Raw genomic sequence first — 17,727 nt, 5'->3', positions numbered from 1 at the left:
TCTGTCGCACCTATGATGGACTGGACCGACGCGCATTGCCGCGCCTTCCATCGCTGCCTGACGAAAAGTGCGCTGCTCTATTCCGAGATGGTCACCGCCGACGCCGTCATCCATGGCGACCCCGACCGCCTGCTGCGTCAGGACCCCAACAACCACCCCACCGCGCTCCAGCTCGGCGGCTCTGACCCAGCCAAACTGGCACGCGCCACCAGCATCGGCGCCAGCTGGGGCTATGAAGAGATCAACCTCAATTGCGGCTGCCCCTCCTCGCGCGTCCAGTCCGGCAGCTTCGGCGCCTGCCTCATGGCAGAGCCTGACCTCGTGGCAGACTGCGTCGCTGCCATGCGCGCAGCCGAGCCAGACCTGCCCATCACCGTCAAATGCCGCATCGCCATCGACGACATGCCCGCCCGCGAAACCCTCTTCACCTTCATCGACAAGGTCTCCGCCGGGGGCTGCACGCATTTCACCGTCCATGCCCGCAAGGCCTGGCTGAAAGGCCTCAGCCCCAAGGAAAACCGCGACATCCCCCCGCTCGACTATGGCCTCGTCGCAGACCTGAAAGCAGAGCGCCCGCACCTTTCCATCACGCTGAATGGCGGCATCACCACGATCGAGGAATGCCGCACCCACCTGAAAGTCTTCGATGGCGTCATGCTCGGCCGCGCGGCCTACCAGAACCCGTCACTGCTGGGCGAGGTCGACGCAGCTTTCGGCTGGGCAGGCGCCCCGATTGTCTCGGCCCATGACGCGATCATCGCCTATATGCCCTATATGGCCGACCAGCTCGAACGCGGCACAGGCCTCCACGCCATGACGCGCCACATGCTTGGCCTGTTCAATGGCCAGCCCGGGGCCCGCGCCTGGCGCCGTGTCCTGTCAGAGCGCGCGCCCAAGCCCGGCGCAGGGCTCGACGTGCTCGACGCTGCCGTCGAAGCGATCACGGGGCATGCGGTCAATCTCACCGAAGTCTGAAGCCGCCTCTCCCACACAATCCGCGCTGCAACCTGCTGCGCCTCCGGCAAAATCGCCCGCGTCTCTCCGCCCCCGCCACAATGCGCCTATACTTTCATCCGTCGCCGGATCCCCTCGGGCGACAGGGTCCGGGGCATTTTGCCTGCCCCGCGCGGATGGGACGGCGACCAGCTGTGCACGGCAGGGCGCAACACCATCCAATTACACTTGAACTACCAGCCTTGCCCCAGGCGGCGCCGCCGCCCATCCGCAAGGACCTTGCAAGCAAAGCAAAACCGGAAGGGCAGCGCCCTGTCCGGCTTTTGGTGCTGGGTTTCACCGGCGAGGTCCGTGTTGGAATTAAATCGGACTGGAGCAAGAAACATCTTGCGCGTTTTCTCGGCTGAGGCGTTAGCTAAATGCGCGGCATGTTGATTTGGGTAGATCAGTGCCGGGCTTTACCTGGGAGGCGTGAAGAGGGGTCATCATGAGAACAATTGTGGGTTTCGCCTTGGCAGTTTTGCTGGCCGGGTGTGCAACGGCGCCTACAAATATCGGCCTTGGGCTGGATGAAAGCGCTCCCGGACAGGCGGCAATCACCAGCAATGCGGCGGATGAGGCAATACTGATTTTCGCCATCGGCCCGATTGCCACCGCTGGCGGATATCAGTTTCAGCGCCTGACGGAGGACAAGCGTGAATTCGTGGGTGACGAAGTCACTTTGGGCTTCGCCGTCTGGGGAGTTGGCGACAAGATGAAGCGCCCCGAAGGGGGAAAGTCATCCTTTTGGGTGCTCCATGACGAAATCAATTTTCTGATCAAGAAGGTCGAGCCCGGCACTTACGTGGCCAGCTATGTCACGTGGAATACATTCAACGGCGTTTCCTCCGGAACGGCGTCGCTGTGCCGGAATGACGGCGCGGCGACATTCGAAATCCAGCCCGGGATCAATATCCTCTCGTCTCGCGATGCCTATCCCCCGGGAACCGTAACGCGCGTGTCCGCGAAGTTTTCGGAAGCAGATGTCCTCGCCCAGTTCGAGCAGACACGGCAGAACTATCCCGACCTGAAAGGCGCCCCCCGCGTCGTTTATCCCGCGCTGGAAACGCATTGGACGAAGACCCCTCGCGGCTTTTTCTCCGAGCCGTGCAGCGTTGCCGAGCCAGGAACAATCGTTGTGAACCGGCTTCGGCAAGCCGGTAGCGATGTCCCGCCGGATGATGCGGACAAGGCCGCCATTGCGGCCGCGATCGCCAATGTAGAAAACAAGCCAGAAAATCTTGACGTTCCGGGGGAGACAGACTGATGACCTATCCCATATCGAATGCTTTTCATTTCATCGGCCTTTGCCTGGCCGGTGCCGTCTTGTCCGCTTGTGTTTCGCTTACACCGGACCAGGTCTATCCTTTGGGCGCGACACAATCCGTCGACCCATCCCTTATCGCGGATCTGGATGCGCCGCTGGAATCGACAATCAGGACAGCAAAGTCGGGCGAGGTCATCCTGCGCCAATTAGTACAGAGCGTCGCGGTCATGGTCCTCGAGAATACCGTTACGCCGACCGGCGATGTCAGCCTGGCTGTCCAGGCGCGCTCAGTCGAACTGACAGAAGGTCTGACCTTTTATCCGGCCGTCAGCGTCGGAAAGGAAAACGCCTTGGTCGCCTGTTCGTTCGATCGCCCGGCGGAGTGGACACCGAGATTGAATCCGGGCGCCAAGGGGTCGGGCAAGGTGTGCTTTGTGCTTGAGAAGATCGCCGGCAAGATTGACCTGTCCAAAGTCGCACAGGATCTTGGCGCGCGGTCATCGTCGGTCTTTTTCTTTGTGTCAGACAATATCGGCGTCTCCGCAGCGTCCGGACCCTACCAGAAGCTCTTTAGGTGGGATCCGCAGCTGACCTACGAGGTTTCCGAACCTGCGCGGTTTCGGGCAATTGAGTCCACGGTTTCGGAAAAGTCCGGCATGCCGAATATCGCGTTGAGGTTCCTGTCCACTGAAGACGGGGCGCAAATCAAGCCAGTCTATTTGTCGGGCGATCAGCCGGTGCCCATTCAAGCCGATCCGGTTGTCATCAAGGCCGATCAGGCCTTCCCGACAAGGATCAAATACGATGGTGCCGAAATCGAAATTCTCGCATTGAAGGAGGGTGTTCTGGCCTACCGGATCCTGTCTGGCTTCGCGACAGGCGCAGCCTTCGTCATGGACCTGCCGGAATCGACGATCCCGGTTCCTGCCGCCTCGCGTTGATATCGCTTCTTCGGGCGCTCTGTCCGGCTTTGGGTGCTGTTTGGTTGAATGCCTTATTGGAGCAATGTTTTGCATCTCTGTAGGGTGTATTAAGCGCAGCGCAATGCACCGCCTCTGCCACGTGAAATGTGCATTGCAGCCTTTGGCGTGCATGCACCCTACGCCCCAAATTCGTTCTTCCTTTGTTCGTTAACGTGTGTTAACGCTTTTCCCGCTGACGGGGAAAGGCGCACATGGTTTGCCGCATCACGACATTCGCGTTCGAGGGCGTTGAGGCGCAGCCTGTCGATGTGCAGGTTCAGCTGACGGGCGGCCAGCCGGCCTTCAACATTGTCGGCCTTGGCGACAAGGCGGTGACCGAGAGCCGCGAGCGGGTGCGCGCGGCGTTGGCCGCGCTGGGCCTCGCCATGCCGCCCAAGCGCGTCATCGTAAATCTCGCTCCGGCAGACCTGCCCAAGGAGGGCAGTCATTACGATCTCGCCATTGCGCTCTCCATACTGGCCATCATGGGCGTCATCCCGCCCGACATGCTGGAAGGCCACGCGGCCATAGGCGAACTGTCGCTCGATGGACGCCTCGGCGAAACGCTCGGCGTGCTGCCCGCCGCCATGGCCGCCGAGGCGCTGGACCTGAAACTGATCTGCCCGGCCCCCTGCGGCGGGGAAGCCGCCTGGGCCGGCGGCAGCGTCCTCGCCGCGCCGAGCCTTATCGCCCTGATCAATCATTTCACCGGCCGCGCCGTCATCGGCCCGCCCGCCGCCGGTGTGCTGGCCGAGCCGCCTGCCGGGCCCGACCTGCGGGACGTAAAGGGCCAGGAAGGGGCCAAACGCGTCCTCGAAATTGCCGCTGCGGGGGGGCACAACCTCCTCTTCTGCGGCCCGCCGGGGTCCGGGAAGTCCATGCTCGCGCAGCGCCTGCCGGGCCTCCTGCCGCCGCTCTCGGCGCGCGAACTGCTGGAAGTCTCGCAGATCCAGTCCATCGCGGGCCTCCTCGAACGCGGGCGCCTCTCGCGCACAAGGCCCTTCCGCGCGCCGCACCATTCGGCCTCCATGGCCGCCCTTGTCGGCGGCGGCATCAAGGCCAAGCCCGGCGAGGTTTCGCTCGCCCATCACGGCATCCTCTTCCTCGACGAACTGCCCGAATTTCCGGCCCATGTGCTCGACAGCCTCCGCCAGCCACTGGAGGAGGGCGAAGCCGTCGTCGCCCGCGCCAATCGCCATGTGCGCTATCCCGCCCGCTTCCAGCTCGTCGCCGCCATGAACCCTTGCCGCTGCGGGGGCGGCCCGGGCGCAGCGGCCTGCACGAATGGGCCGAAATGTGCCCAAACCTACCAGTCGCGCCTATCCGGTCCGTTCCTTGATCGCATCGATCTCTACTATGACACGCCCCCCGTTACGGCCGTCGATCTGGCTTTGCCGCCCGCCGCCGAAGGCACGGCTGAGGTCAAGGCCCGCGTCCGGAAGGCGCGCGATATCCAGACGGAACGCTTCGGCGAGATCACCAGCGACAAACGCCGCCCCGTCAATGCCGATGCGCCCACCGGCGACATTGAGCGCCTCGCCGCGCCCGATGCCCCCGGCGCGGCCCTGCTTGCCGATGCCGCTGTCAAGCTCCAGCTCACCGCGCGCGGCTATCACCGCGTCCTCAAAGTCGCCCGAACCATTGCAGATCTCGATGGTGCCACGGGCGTGCGCCGTCTCCACATTGCCGAGGCGCTCACCTATCGCCGCCGCGCGCCGGGGCAGGCCGAAGGCGTCCAGGCCGATGCCCTCGCGCGCTAGGCGCATTAAACGAATGCTAAAGCCTTGAACCTAGGGTTCCTCCCTATGACTGACGCATCCGACACGCCCAAATCGTCCCCTTCGCCCGAGGAAACCTTCCTCGCCACGGCGAGCCACGAGATTCGCACGCCCCTCAACGGCATTCTCGGTACCGTGTCGCTGCTGCTTGAAACCGATCTCCAGCCCTCCCAGCGCGAATATGCCGAAGTCATCAAGCAAAGCGGCGCCCGCCTGCTCGAACTCCTGAACAATGTGCTCGACTATGCCCGGCTCGATGCTTCCGCCGTGGAGCTGGAAGCCGAAAGCTTCTGCCCCGCCCAGCTCGGCCGTGAAGTAATCGAATTGCTGAGCCCCCGCGCTCATGCCGCCGGGCTCGACCTGGCCACCCGCAAATCGCAACTGCCCATGCCGACCTATTCGGGCGACTCGGGCCGCATCCGGCAGATCCTGTTCAACCTGGTCGGTAATGCGCTGAAGTTTACGGAGAAGGGCGGCGTCCTTCTGGACATAACGGCCCTCGAGAACGGACTCGAATTCCGCATCATCGACACCGGCCCCGGCATCGCAAAGGACGATCTCGCGCACCTGTTCGAGGCCTTCCACCAGGCTGGCCGCGCGGATGCCTACAAGGATGGCGGCGTCGGCCTTGGCCTTGCCATCACCAAGCGTCTGACAGATCTGCTGGGCGGCCGCATCGATGTGCACAGCCTGCCGGGCGTGGGCACGGCGTTCTCTGTTTTCCTGCCGCTTGCGCGCACCGGTGTGGATCCCGATGCGACCCATGTGAACCTCGGTGGCCGTGTGGGTCTTGTTGGCCTGCCGCTTGTCACGAGCCTTTCCATTGCCGCTGCGCTTGAGGAGGTCAACGCCGCACCAATCCTCGTTGATCCGTCACGCGGCCAGCTGCCGGAAGGCGTTGATGTCATGCTGATCGGCGCCGACCTGCCGGAAGCGACCGTTCGGGCCTATGCCAAAATGGCGCCTGCGCTGGTCGTCCTGCGACCGGAAGACCGTGGCGCGCTGCCACGGTTTCGCTTGCTGGGCTGCGTCGGCTGGCTCGTGCGCCCGCTACGCACATCATCTCTGGCGGAACGTATCTTTCTCGTGCGCGCAGGCGGCGAGGCGCATGAAGAGGAAGAGGCGCAGACCGGCGCCGGCCACGTCCTGATTGCGGATGACAACCCGGTCAACGCGCTGATTGCACGCCGCGCCTTGGAATCGGCGGGATTTACCGTCACAGTCGCGTCTACAGGCAGTGAGGCACTGGAGGCCGCAGGCAATATGAACCCCGCACTCATCCTGATGGATCTGCGTATGCCCGTGATGGATGGCTTCGAGGCCATGCGCCAGCTAAGGGCAGGGGGCTCACGCGTGCCGATCATTGCGGTTTCCGCCGAGGTGAATTCCGATATCGAGCGTCGCGCCGTGGCTGCGGGCGCTGACAAGGTCGTGGCCAAGCCGCTGGACGCTGAATCCCTGCGCATGCTGGCCATCCGCTGGACGAGCCCGAAACGTCCCGCCGCAGGCGCCGCATGAGCGAAGCGGCGATCCCACCTCCGCCGCTGAAAAAACCGCCCCGCGCTGTGCGCGCCCTCAAGGCCCTGCGCGACAGGCGCATGGCCGCGATGGCCCTGTTCGCCTTCGCGGCGGGCCTGCCAATGGGCGTTACGCTGGGCCTGCTGAATGCCTGGCTCACTAAGCTCGGGATCACGCCGTCAACGATCGGCACGCTATCCCTGCTTACGCTCGGCTATTCCTTCAAATATCTCTGGGCGCCAATCTTCCAGACGGCCCGGCCTGCGCCGATCACCGGATTTCTTGGGGGGCGGCGGTCATGGCTCCTGCTGTTGCAGGGCGTCATGGTCATCCTGATTGCCATTTTCGCCTTCACGAACCCGGCGGCCAATATCGGCCTTGTTGCGCTGATTGCGCTGGCCATTGCGCTGATCTCACCGACGCATGACATCGTGCTGGATGCCTGGCGCATCGAGGTCGCCCGGTCCGATGAAGACAAGGACCTCATGTCCGCCCTCTACCAGTTCGGCTACAAGTCGGCGGGCTTTATCTCCGGTTTCATTGCGCTGCTGGTGGCAGCGCGTGCGGGCTGGACGGTTACCTTCCTGATGGTCGCCTTCGTACTCGCTTTGTCGATGATCGGCAGCATCATTGCGCCGGAACCGGCCAGTTCGAAAAAGCCCAATGCTGACCGGCTGTCCTTCCTGCCCAGCCTACAGCGCGGTGTGGCCGTACCTGCCGTGACAGTCGTGTCGATCGGTTGGCTGATCGGCTTTGTCATGATCCTCACTTTCGTGATGCAGGCCCTGTTCTCGGCGACGCCGCCCTCCGGCGGTACATTTGTGCGCTCGGAAGGCCCATGGATTGTCGGGCTGACCGTGCTTGTGCCAGCGATCGTGTCAGCCATTCTCGTCTTCCGATTCGGGGCGCAGGCAGCTGAAACGCCAGTGCGTATTGCCAATGAGACGCGCGCGGATTCCGTGCTGCGCAATCTCTTCCGGGCGATCTTTGACCCGCTTATGGAGCTGATCTCGCGCCTCAAATGGGGCGCTGTTCTGGTCCTGCTTTTGGCGCTGACCTATCGCTTTACCGATGCCGTGTGGGGCGCTTTTGCGTATCCGTTCTATCTGGGAGACCAGTTCGGTGCGCTCGGCCATTCGCTGGACGATGTGGCCATTGCGTCGAAGTTCTTTGGTGTCATTGCGACCATTCTCGGGTCGTTGCTGGGGGCTGTTCTAATTGCCGTCCTTGGCCGTATGCCGGTCTTCTTCGTCGGTGGCGTTGTCGCAGCGGCGACGAACCTGCTCTATGCAGACCTCGCAGCGGGCGCCGTCGTGCTCGACAGTTTCCTGCAGGTATCTCATCTCGGCCCACCGCTCAGCGCGCTGGCGGACTGGGCGGCGAAGCTTTCACCCGATGTTGTCGCCGCAGACCAGGGCCAGCGCATGGCGCGCCTGATGGTCACCATTTTTGCCGAGAACCTTGCGGGTGGTTTCGCGCTGGTGGCGATCACGGCCTACCTGACGTCGGTGGTGAACCCGCGCTTTGCGGCTGTGCAATATGCGCTGCTGGCGTCGCTCACCATGCTGATCGGAACGCTGGGACGGCCATGGCTCGGCGAGATCATTGAGCGGCAGGGCTATTATTCAGTCTTCATGATCACGTTCTGGCTCGGCGGTGTCGCCGTCGTGCTGTCGATCTTTGAATGGATCCGTCAGGCCCGTGACACCAGTCATGCCACGAGCCTTGTTCTGGATCAGGACGACTAGGCCTAGTCTGGGTGGACGCGGTCCACGTCATAGGCGGCAATCGTCGCGAGATTGACGATATCGCCAACCGTTGCGCCGAGTGAGGCAATCTGCACCGGCTTTTCAAGGCCGAGCAGCATCGGGCCAATCACGGTCGCGCGGCTCATGGATTCCAGCAGCTTGGTCGAGATCGACGCGGCGTGGATCGCCGGCATGACCAGCACGTTGGCAGGGCCCTTCAGGCGCGAGAACGGATAGAGCAGGGAATGGCCCGGGTTGAGCGCGATATCGGCGTTCATGTCGCCTTCGTATTCGAAGTCGACATCGCCCATCTCGTCGAGAATGGCGACGGCCTCACGCACTTTCTCGCCGCGCTCGCCCATCGGGTTGCCGAAGGTGGAGTAGGAGAGGAAGGCAACACGCGGGACAAAGCCCATGGCGCGCACGGCGGCGGCGGCTTCCAGTGCGATATTCGCAAGGTCATCGCCCTGCGGCAGTTCGGTCACGCTTGTATCGGCGATGAACACGGTGCGGCCGCGGTTGATGACCATGGACATGCCAATCAGCGCCTTGCCCGGCAGCGCGTCGAGCACCAGGCGGGAATCGCTGAGGGCCACGTCGTAATTCCGGGTCACGCCGGTGACCATGCCATCAGCATCGCCATTCTTCAGCATGCAGCAGCCGAAGATGTTCCGGTCCTGGTTCACGAGACGTTGTACGTCGCGCTTCAGGTAGCCATCGCGCTGCAGGCGGGCATAGAGGAAGTCTGTGTAGATGGGATTGTTGTCGGAGAGGCGGGCATTGATGATTTCCAGCGTACCGGCCGGCACGCCCATCTGTTCCATCGTCCGCTCGACCTGGGCTTCGCGGCCGATCAGGATCGGATGGCCAAGGCCCTGGTTCTTGAAGCTGAAAGCGGCGCGCACGACGGCGGGCTCTTCCCCCTCTGCAAACACGATGCGGCGCTGCACGTCGCGAGCGCGGGCCTGAACACCCTGGATAAAGGCGGCAGCCGGATCGGCGCGCTGGGCCAGCGAGGCGCGGTAGGCGTCCATGTCGGCAATCGGCTTGCGGGCAACGCCTGTGTCCATGGCGGCCTGCGCCACGAAAGGCGGAATGAAGCTGATCAGGCGCGGATCGAACGGGGTCGGGATGATGTATTCACGGCCAAAGCTCGGGCGCGCACCGTGATAGGCAGCGGCCACTTCATCCGGCACGTCTTCCCGTGCCAGCTCAGCCAGCGCGCGGGCGGCAGCGACCTTCATTTCCTCATTGATGCTTCTTGCGCGCACGTCGAGCGCGCCGCGGAAGATGTAAGGGAAGCCGAGGACGTTGTTGACCTGGTTCGGGTAGTCCGAGCGGCCTGTCGCGATGATCGCATCGTCACGCACCGACTTGATCTCTTCGGGCGTGATTTCGGGATCCGGGTTCGCCATGGCGAAGATGATCGGGTTCTTGGCCATGGATTTGACCATGGCCTTGGAGACAGCACCCTTGGCCGAGAGGCCGAGGAGGCAATCGGCGCCTTCACAGGCTTCCGCCAGCGTGCGCTTGGAGGTTTTCACCGCAAACGCAGACTTGAACTGGTCCATCTTGTCGGTGCGGCCTTCATAGACCACGCCGGTGGAGTCGCACATCAGGATATTCTCGGCCTTGACGCCGAGATGACGGATCAGACCTGCGACCGAGAGGCCGGCCGCGCCGGCACCCGAGACGGCAACCTTCAGGTCCTTCAGTTCGCGGCCCGTGATGTGGCACGCATTGATGATGCCGGCGGCGGCGATGATGGCTGTGCCGTGCTGGTCATCATGGAAGACCGGAATATCGAGCTCTTCGCGCAGGCGGCTCTCGATGATGAAACAATCGGGCGAACCGATATCCTCGAGGTTGATGCCGCCCCATGTGTCGCCAATGTTACGGACGGTGCGGATGAAGTCTTCGGCATCGGTCGTGTTCACTTCGACATCGATACTGTCGATATCGGCGAAGCGTTTGAACAGGACGGACTTGCCTTCCATGACCGGCTTGGAGGCCATGTGGCCGAGGTTTCCGAGGCCGAGGATCGCGGTGCCGTTGGAAATGACCGCGACCATGTTGCCCTTGGACGTGTAGTCATAGGCCTTGTCGATGTCTTCCGCGATTGCCAGTACCGGAATCGCAACACCGGGGCTGTAGGCCAGCGACAGGTCGCGCTGCGTTCCCATGGGCTTTGTTGGCGCCATGGAGATTTTGCCGGGTGTCGGTTTGGAATGGAAATCGAGTGCTTCCTGATCAGTGAAGCTAGGACGCTTGGAGGTCATGGAGAGGGGTAGTCCGATGCTAACGAGTGAGAATGAACGCTAGCGGTCGACCCTAGGCCCCGTGGCCAAGCGTGCCAACCGCAAATGTGGACCATGTGGTCACGTAATCAGGCGATTTGATGGCCAATCGCAGTGCGAACGCTTTGCGAATCTACTGGCGAGGCGCTAGCGTCCGCCACCATGGCTGACACTGCTCCCCCTTCGAAACAGGCCGCTGCCAAGGGCAGCGAGCCGACGCCTTTCATGGCGCAATATCTCGGTATCAAGGAGCGCCATCCTGAAGCACTCCTGTTCTTCCGAATGGGCGATTTCTATGAGCTTTTCTTCGATGACGCGGTCGAAGCAGCCCGAATCCTCGATATTACGCTGACAGCTCGCGGGGAATACAATGGTAAACCAATTCCTATGGCGGGCGTGCCTTATCACGCCGCCGAGGGCTATCTGGCACGGTTGATCAAGTCCGGTGCGCGTGTCGCCGTGTGCGAGCAGACCGAGAGCCCGGCCGAAGCCAAGAAGCGTGGGTCGAAGTCCATCGTCAATCGCGACATTGTCCGCATTGTCACACCCGGCACGCTGACCGAGGATTCGCTGCTTCCCGCGCGGCAGGGGCAGGCATTGGCCGCCATTGCGCTTGCCAAGGGCGGCACGGAAGCGGCGATAGCGGTCTGTGATGTGTCGACAGGCCGGTTTGATGTCGCCCCGGTCCTGCCGGGTGCGTTGGCGGACATGCTGCTCGGCTGGCCGCTGAATGAATTGCTGGTCAGTAGCGGCGATATGGACCGACCGGCGATTGCGGCGGCGGCCGAGGCATCGCGTGCCCCGCTGACCGAGCGGCCCGCGCGCGCCGCGACGCCCAAGTCCGGCGAGGACCTGCTGAAGGAAACGTTCGACGTGGCGGCGCTGGAAGCCTTTGGTGATTTCAGCAAGGCGGAGCTGTCGGCGATCGGGCTCTTGCTTGATTATGTAAAGCTGACGCAGGCCGGGGCGGATATCAGGCTGGATGCGCCACAAAGACCGCCGGTAAGGGGGCATGTCGCGATCGACCCTGCCACGCGCGCCAGCCTCGAGATCGACCGTTCGATGAGCGGTGGCCGGGACGGGTCGTTGTTGGGCACGATCGACCGGACGGTGACCGCCCCGGGCGCGCGCCTGCTGGCGACGCATCTTTCGCGTCCATCCCTGGACCGTTCCGAGATCGAATCGCGGCTGGAGGCTGTGGCCTGGCTGGTCGATGATGCCGACATGCTGGAGCGTTTGCGCGCCCGGCTGAAGGCGGCGCCTGATATCGAACGCGCGCGCCTGAGGCTGCGTCTTGGGCGCGGTGGCCCGCGTGACCTGCAGGCCATTGGCCGGGCCCTTGCAGCCGGGGATGCTGCTGCGCGTGGCCTCTCTGCGATGGATGGCGGATTGACCGCCCGGCTCGCGGGGGCCGTCGAGAAGCTGTTACTGGACAATGCGCCAGCGCTGGAGACCTTCGCTGCAGACCTTGGACGTGCGCTGAACGAAAGCCTGCCCATGCTGGCGCGCGATGGCGGCTTCATTGCACCGGGCTGGGACGCAGCGCTGGATGAAGCACGCGGGCTGCGGGATGACAGTCGCCGGATCATTGCGGAACTGCAGGCGCGGTATGCCAGTGAGACCGGCATTTCGGCGCTGAAGATCAAGTTCAACAATGTGCTCGGCTATTTCATTGATGTGCCGGCCCGACATGGCGAGGCGCTGCTGGCGCCGCCCTTGTCGGAGACATTCATCCATCGCCAGACGCTGGCCGGTAATGTGCGTTTCTCGACGCGTGAGCTGTCAGACCTTGCAGGGCGCATTTCGCGGGCGGAGGAAGAATCCAAGGGCCGCGAGACGGCGCTGTTTGATGAATTCTGTGGCCGTGTTGATGACCTCAATGAAGCGCTGGCCGTATCCGCTGGTGCGCTGGCCGATCTCGATGTTGCGGCGGCCAATGCGGCGTGGGCGGTCGAGTGCGATGCGGTGCGGCCAGTGATTGCCGATGCGCCGGAATTTGCCGCTGTTGGCCTGCGGCATCCAGTGGTCGAAGCGGCGCTCAGGCGTGACGGCAAGGGCTTTACCGCCAATGACCTGTCGCTTGATGCGGGCGGGGAGGGGGCGCCGCGCCTTCTGCTGGTCACTGGCCCGAACATGGCGGGTAAATCGACTTATCTGCGGCAGGCCGCGCTGGCGGTGATCCTGGCGCAGGCGGGCTGCTTCGTGCCCGCCCGATCCATTACGCTGGGCCTTGCAGACCGGGTGTTCTCGCGCGTCGGTGCGTCGGACGATCTCGCGCGCGGCCGGTCGACCTTCATGGTCGAGATGGTGGAGACAGCCGCGATCCTGACGCAGGCGACGCCCGACAGTTTCGTTATCCTGGACGAAGTCGGCCGGGGCACGTCGACCTATGATGGCCTTGCCATTGCCTGGGCGGCGGTGGAGCATCTGCATGGCGTCAATGCCTGCCGGGCCCTCTTTGCCACGCATTACCATGAGCTGACGCAGCTCGCTGAAGACCTGCCCGGCGCAGCAAACGCCTCCCTCCGGGCGCGTGAGTGGAAGAATGATCTTGTCTTCCTGCACGAGGTGCAAGCGGGGCCGGCTGATCGCTCCTATGGCGTGCAGGTGGCGCGCCTTGCCGGCCTGCCCAAACGGGCCGTCGCGCGTGCAGCTCAGATATTGAAGCGGCTTGAAGCTGATCCCGCTGCCGCCGAGAGCTTGCCGCTTTTTGCTGCTTTTGCAGAAGATGCTCCGTCCGCCGAATCCTTTGATCCGCCTGAGGCAGACTCTGAATTGCTCCGTATTCTTGCAGATGTGGATCCTGATGCCCTGACACCGCGCGATGCGCTGGATATCGTATACAAAATGATAGCGGAAACAAAAAAAATATAAGCAATCTTTGAATTTATTGGACGCGAGCCATCATGACACTAATGTAATTTCCAGCTGGCGACTATTGCGTCGTCGGCAGGGGTTCCTGTGAGGGGCGCCTGAAGGGTGCCGCACTCCGGGAATGCCAGTTACATGGAGGTGTCACGATGTCCAACAAGTCAGGAAATTCAACAGAAATACCTGTCTGCCGTGCGCAGATACGGATTGAGCTGGAGAGTGCCCGACAGACCGTGGACCGCCTTGCGAGCGTGATCCGCATTGTTGGCGACGCTGGTGCGACCGACCCGAATACGTCCCATGAGCTGGAAACCACCCTCGGCGCCGCCTATGCAGCGGCCTATAGGTGGCTGCTTGAATCCCGCCTTATGGCTGCCGGTGTCGGTATTGCGTCAGCCTGACGGTAACGATCGCGTCTGACGTCAGTTTGTCTCGAGGGCCTGCAAAAGGCGCACGGCGACCTGCAGGTCGTCGGCGTCACCAATCTGGTCGATCAGCTTCTTTGCGTCGCGCCGGAGATCCTTGACCCGAAGGCGTGTCTCTGCGGCATGCGACTTGCGGCCCGTCGATTCAAAGGGCTCGTAGAAAAAGCTAATGGGCTTTTTTAGCGCAATCGCCACCTCCCGGAGGCGACCTGCTGACATGCGGCTGTGACCAGCCTCATATTTTTGGATTTGCTGGAAGGTAACGCCAAGGATTTGGGCCAACCCATCTTGGGTAAGGCCCATTTCGCGGCGTCCCTGACGCAATTGCTGGCCAACGAAGCGATCTGCATCAGTTGGCTTTCGGGCATCGTGGCCGGAATTATTCTCTGATTTCAACATTATAAAACCCACTATCTAGCATATGTTATAGAGGACAAGCGTGTTCGGCAGATTTGTTACATAAAAGCGGCATTAAGCGGCAATACGTCGCGTTTTTGCGCCTCGCGAGCGATCCCTATAGGGATTTTTGAATGATAGTTGTGAAAGTGCTCATGTTTTAAATGGCCCCTCCAAGGGCCAGATAAAGCGTGATGCGGGATTCGATTTGTGCCCGCCGCAGCGACAGCAGTGTCCGGTCTGCCTGAAAGCTTCGTTGGCGGAATGTCAGGACATCGAGAAGGTCGATGGCGCCTTCGCGATACTGGATCTCGGCAAGGCGCAATGTTTCGCGTGCATTCTCCGCAGCTGTCTCGACATAGCCTGCGCGGTTGCGCAGTGTCTGGACATCATCCAGTCGGCCTTCGACATCGGCATAGGCGTCCAGCACGGTGGACCCGTAATTGGCGAGCGCAATGCGCCCGTTCGATTCAGCCGCATCAATACGCGCCGTGGTCAGGCCGCCATCAAACAGCGTTCCGGCGAGCCGGATGCCGAGGGAGAGGGCGAGCGCTGCCGGATCGACGAGGTCGCCAAGGTCGGACGTCGCACTGGAGACGCCGCCGGACAGCGACAGGCTGGGCCAACGCCCGGTACGCGCGATGGCCGTATTTGCAAAGGCGGAGCGGACAGAGGATTCAGCGGCAACAATGTCAGGCCTGCGGCGCAGGAGATCGGCCGGCTGGCCGGCAATGACGACATCGGTCACGGCAGGCAGTGTATCGGGAATAGGGAGCGTGCCGTCAGGATAGCGACCGAGCAGGACTTCCAGTGCGCGCACGGCGCTGCGTTGCGCAGCCAGCGCCTGTTCGAGGGAGTCGCGCGCGCTGGCGATATCGGATTCGGCAAGCACCTGTTCGCGCCGGTCGGCGGCGCCAAGTTCGTACCGCACATTGACGATACGCAGCGTTTCTTCCTGCGCAGTAAGTGTAGCTTGGGAGAGTGCGACGGCATTGCCTGCATCAATGGCCACGACATAGGCGCGGGCGACGGCGGCGGCCAGGGCTTCGCGGCTCGACCGGTAAACTGCTTCGGTGCTGACGAGATCATATTCGGAGGCGAGGATATCCGAGCTGATGGCGCCCCAGAGATCAGCTTCCCAGCTCGCGCTGACGCCGAGGTTATAGTTTTCCGACAGGTCGGCATCCTCAAAGGGCGAGGAGCCCGAGGCGCCGGCACTGGCACCGAGGCTGGGCAGGAGGCCCGAGCGTGACTGGCGCAGGAAGGCTTCGGAGCGGCGCACGCTTTCGGCGCTGGCCCGCAGGCCCGGATTGGCGGCGAGCGCCTCGTCCATCAGCGCAAGGAGGGCGTCATCCTTGATGATCTCGGACCAGCCGGCGGCCACTTCGCCATCCGTCTCTGGCCCGAAGGCCCAGCGTTCGGGCGCGTTTAGCGCTGTTGCTTCCTGCGTGATCAACGGTTCGGGCGACGTCTGACTGCGGCTGGAGGCGCAGGACGGGACGGCCGTGGCCAGAAGGACCAGCGCAAGGGCAGGGGAGAGCTTATTCATGTCGTAGGGCCTCGATTGGGTTGAGCCGCGCCGCCTGCCGGGCGGGGAAGAATCCGAAGAACAGGCCAATCAGAGCTGATGCGCCAATGGCTATGATGGCAATACGCGGGGAAATCTCAACAGGGAACTCCCCGAGTTTCGCTGCAAGCTTTGCAGCGCCCACGCCCAAGGCAGACCCGATCAGGCCCCCGAGCAGGCAGAGCGCCAGCGCTTCGGCCAGGAATTGCCCGAGTATATCGATGCCGCGCGCGCCGATGGCCATGCGCAGGCCGATCTCGCGGGTGCGCTCGGTGACCGATACGAGCATGATGTTCATCACGCCGACACCGCCGACGATGAGCGAGACGGCAGCGGTGAAGGCCAGCAGGACGCCGAAGGTCGCCTGCGTGCTGGAGCGGGCGCGGACGAAGTCTGCAATGTTGAACACGCGGAAATCATCTGTCCCGCCGGGCGCGATGCGGCGGATTTCGCGCAAACGGGTTTCGAGTTGTTCCTGGGCCGTTGTCATGTCGTATCCGTCTGCAATGCCGACTTCCATGCTGCCGACATAGCGCGCGACGGTGGCATTCCCACCAAGGATACGGTTACGGGCCGTGCTGATGGGCACGATGACGATATCGTCGCGGTCACCGCCCGGCCCGGATGACTGGCCGCGCGTGACGAGCACGCCGATTACTTCGACCGGCACATTGTTGACGCGGATCGTCTGCCCGACCGGGTTTGTTCCCTCGAACAGCGCGTCGGCAACGGTCTTGCCAATAACGGCCACGGCGGCGCCGGAGCTGGCTTCGCGGTCGTCGAACAGGCGTCCCTCGCTGGTTTTCAGCGATTGGGTGACGAAATAATCGGTATTGGTGCCCTGCAGGCTGGTCGACCAGTTGTCCTCGCCGGAGACGACCATGACGGAGCCGGAGATGCGTGCGGCAACTGCCGTCACAAAAGGCTCCTGCTTGATCTGTTCGACATCGGATTCGGTAAAGGGCTGGTCCGAGGCGCCGCCACCAGAGCGCGGCCCGCCGCGTGATGCACCGGGGAAGATGGTGAGGTTGCTGGCGCCGAGCTGGGCGATCTGGGCGTCGACCTGCTTGGCCGCGCCTTCGCTGATCGCCATCATGGCCATGACTGAGGCGACGCCGATCATGATGCCCAGCATGGTGAGGAAACTGCGCAGGGGATTTGAGATCAGCGCCTCAAGGGCTGACTGGAAGGCGACACCGAACTTCATGATGCGCGTCTCTCGTCCCGTTCGATCTGGCCGTCGCGGAAATGGATCTGGCGCGTCGCATAGGCGGCCACTTCAGGCTCGTGCGTGACCAGCACGACGGTGATGCCTTCGCTGGAGAGGCCTGTCAGCAGGTCCATGATTTCCTCTGAGGTTTTCGTGTCGAGCGCGCCGGTCGGTTCGTCGGCGAGCAGGAGGGACGGGCGCCCGGCAAGCGCGCGGGCAATCGCCACGCGCTGTTGCTGGCCGCCGGACAATTGCATCGGGCGGTGGTCCATGCGTGTGCCAAGGCCGACCATTTCGAGGCATTCGCGGGCCCGGGCAATGGGGTCTGCCACGGGTGTGCGGGCATACATGAGGGGGAGTTTCACATTGGCGAGGGCGGTCGCGCGGTTCAGCAGGTTGAACTGCTGGAAGACAAAGCCGATCGTCTCGTTGCGCAGGTCTGCAAGCTCGTCGCGGCTGAGCTTTGATAGTGGCCGACCCTTGATCAGCAGCTCGCCGCTGGTCGGCACATCGAGCGCGCCGATCAGGTTCATCAGTGTGGACTTGCCGGAGCCCGACGGGCCCATGATCGCGGTCATCTCGCCTTCGACGAAATCCACATTGACGCCGCGCAGGGCGAAAACGTCCTGCGTGCCCATGCGGTAGACCTTGCTCAGGTCGCGGCATGAAATGAGGGGTGTCGCCTCTGCGGTCAT

General features: G+C 62.9%; 13 protein-coding genes. 8 read left to right on the top strand and 5 right to left on the bottom strand.

What is annotated here, in order from left to right; all coding sequences use genetic code 11:
* The first annotated feature begins 12 nt into the window (after positions 1-12).
* From dusA to HOC_RS01405, 6 genes are all read left to right on the top strand, one after another.
* Complete coding sequence (gene dusA / locus HOC_RS01430; protein ID WP_241766840.1) at positions 13-975, top strand: tRNA dihydrouridine(20/20a) synthase DusA; 963 nt, start codon at positions 13-15, stop codon at positions 973-975.
* 466 nt (positions 976-1,441) lie between these two features.
* On the top strand, positions 1,442-2,260 hold the full coding sequence (locus tag HOC_RS01425) for a hypothetical protein (RefSeq protein WP_035535041.1): 819 nt from the start codon (positions 1,442-1,444) through the stop codon (positions 2,258-2,260).
* Entirely contained in the window at positions 2,260-3,201 is a 942-nt protein-coding gene (locus tag HOC_RS01420; protein ID WP_035535038.1) for a hypothetical protein, read from the top strand. The genes HOC_RS01425 and HOC_RS01420 overlap by 1 nt, the downstream gene beginning before the upstream one ends.
* Positions 3,202-3,434: 233 nt before the next feature.
* A complete protein-coding gene (locus HOC_RS01415; RefSeq protein WP_035535036.1) occupies positions 3,435-4,982 on the top strand; it encodes a YifB family Mg chelatase-like AAA ATPase in 1,548 nt (515 codons plus the stop codon).
* Between the two features lie 45 nt (positions 4,983-5,027).
* The gene (locus HOC_RS01410; protein ID WP_035535035.1) at positions 5,028-6,518 is read left to right on the top strand and encodes an ATP-binding protein; all 1,491 of its coding nucleotides are present in this window, start codon (positions 5,028-5,030) and stop codon (positions 6,516-6,518) included.
* Positions 6,515-8,266, top strand: coding sequence for an MFS transporter (locus tag HOC_RS01405; protein ID WP_035535033.1), 1,752 nt, complete (start codon positions 6,515-6,517; stop codon positions 8,264-8,266). The genes HOC_RS01410 and HOC_RS01405 overlap by 4 nt, the downstream gene beginning before the upstream one ends.
* A 2-nt stretch (positions 8,267-8,268) precedes the next feature.
* Here HOC_RS01405 and HOC_RS01400 read toward each other — a convergent pair whose 3' ends face one another.
* Positions 8,269-10,545, bottom strand: a complete 2,277-nt coding sequence (locus tag HOC_RS01400) for an NADP-dependent malic enzyme (protein WP_035535031.1) — start codon at positions 10,543-10,545, stop codon at positions 8,269-8,271.
* A 180-nt stretch (positions 10,546-10,725) separates the two neighbouring features.
* On the opposite strand from HOC_RS01400, the gene mutS reads away from it, so the two are divergent.
* Positions 10,726-13,437: a DNA mismatch repair protein MutS gene (mutS, locus tag HOC_RS01395; RefSeq protein WP_035535029.1), complete on the top strand. Its 2,712-nt coding sequence runs from the start codon at positions 10,726-10,728 to the stop codon at positions 13,435-13,437.
* Positions 13,438-13,583: 146 nt separating this feature from the next.
* Entirely contained in the window at positions 13,584-13,835 is a 252-nt protein-coding gene (locus HOC_RS01390; protein WP_035535027.1) for a hypothetical protein, read from the top strand.
* Between the two features lie 21 nt (positions 13,836-13,856).
* Here the strand turns inward: HOC_RS01390 and HOC_RS21650 are convergent, their stop codons facing one another.
* The 4 genes from HOC_RS21650 to HOC_RS01370 all read right to left on the bottom strand — a co-directional run bounded on the left by HOC_RS21650 (position 13,857) and on the right by HOC_RS01370 (position 17,727).
* On the bottom strand, positions 13,857-14,258 hold the full coding sequence (locus tag HOC_RS21650) for a helix-turn-helix domain-containing protein (protein ID WP_084146069.1): 402 nt from the start codon (positions 14,256-14,258) through the stop codon (positions 13,857-13,859).
* A 157-nt stretch (positions 14,259-14,415) separates the two neighbouring features.
* Complete coding sequence (locus tag HOC_RS01380) at positions 14,416-15,804, bottom strand: efflux transporter outer membrane subunit (RefSeq protein WP_035535025.1); 1,389 nt, start codon at positions 15,802-15,804, stop codon at positions 14,416-14,418.
* Complete coding sequence (locus tag HOC_RS01375; RefSeq protein ID WP_035535023.1) at positions 15,797-17,029, bottom strand: ABC transporter permease; 1,233 nt, start codon at positions 17,027-17,029, stop codon at positions 15,797-15,799. The genes HOC_RS01380 and HOC_RS01375 overlap by 8 nt, the downstream gene beginning before the upstream one ends.
* Complete coding sequence (locus HOC_RS01370; RefSeq protein WP_035535022.1) at positions 17,026-17,727, bottom strand: ABC transporter ATP-binding protein; 702 nt, start codon at positions 17,725-17,727, stop codon at positions 17,026-17,028. Before HOC_RS01370 ends, HOC_RS01375 begins: the two co-directional genes overlap by 4 nt.

Source organism: Hyphomonas oceanitis SCH89, assembly GCF_000685295.1.
Lineage (GTDB): Bacteria > Pseudomonadota > Alphaproteobacteria > Caulobacterales > Hyphomonadaceae > Hyphomonas > Hyphomonas oceanitis.
Note: the sequence above shows the minus strand (reverse complement) of the source record. Positions and strands in the feature narration are given on the sequence as shown.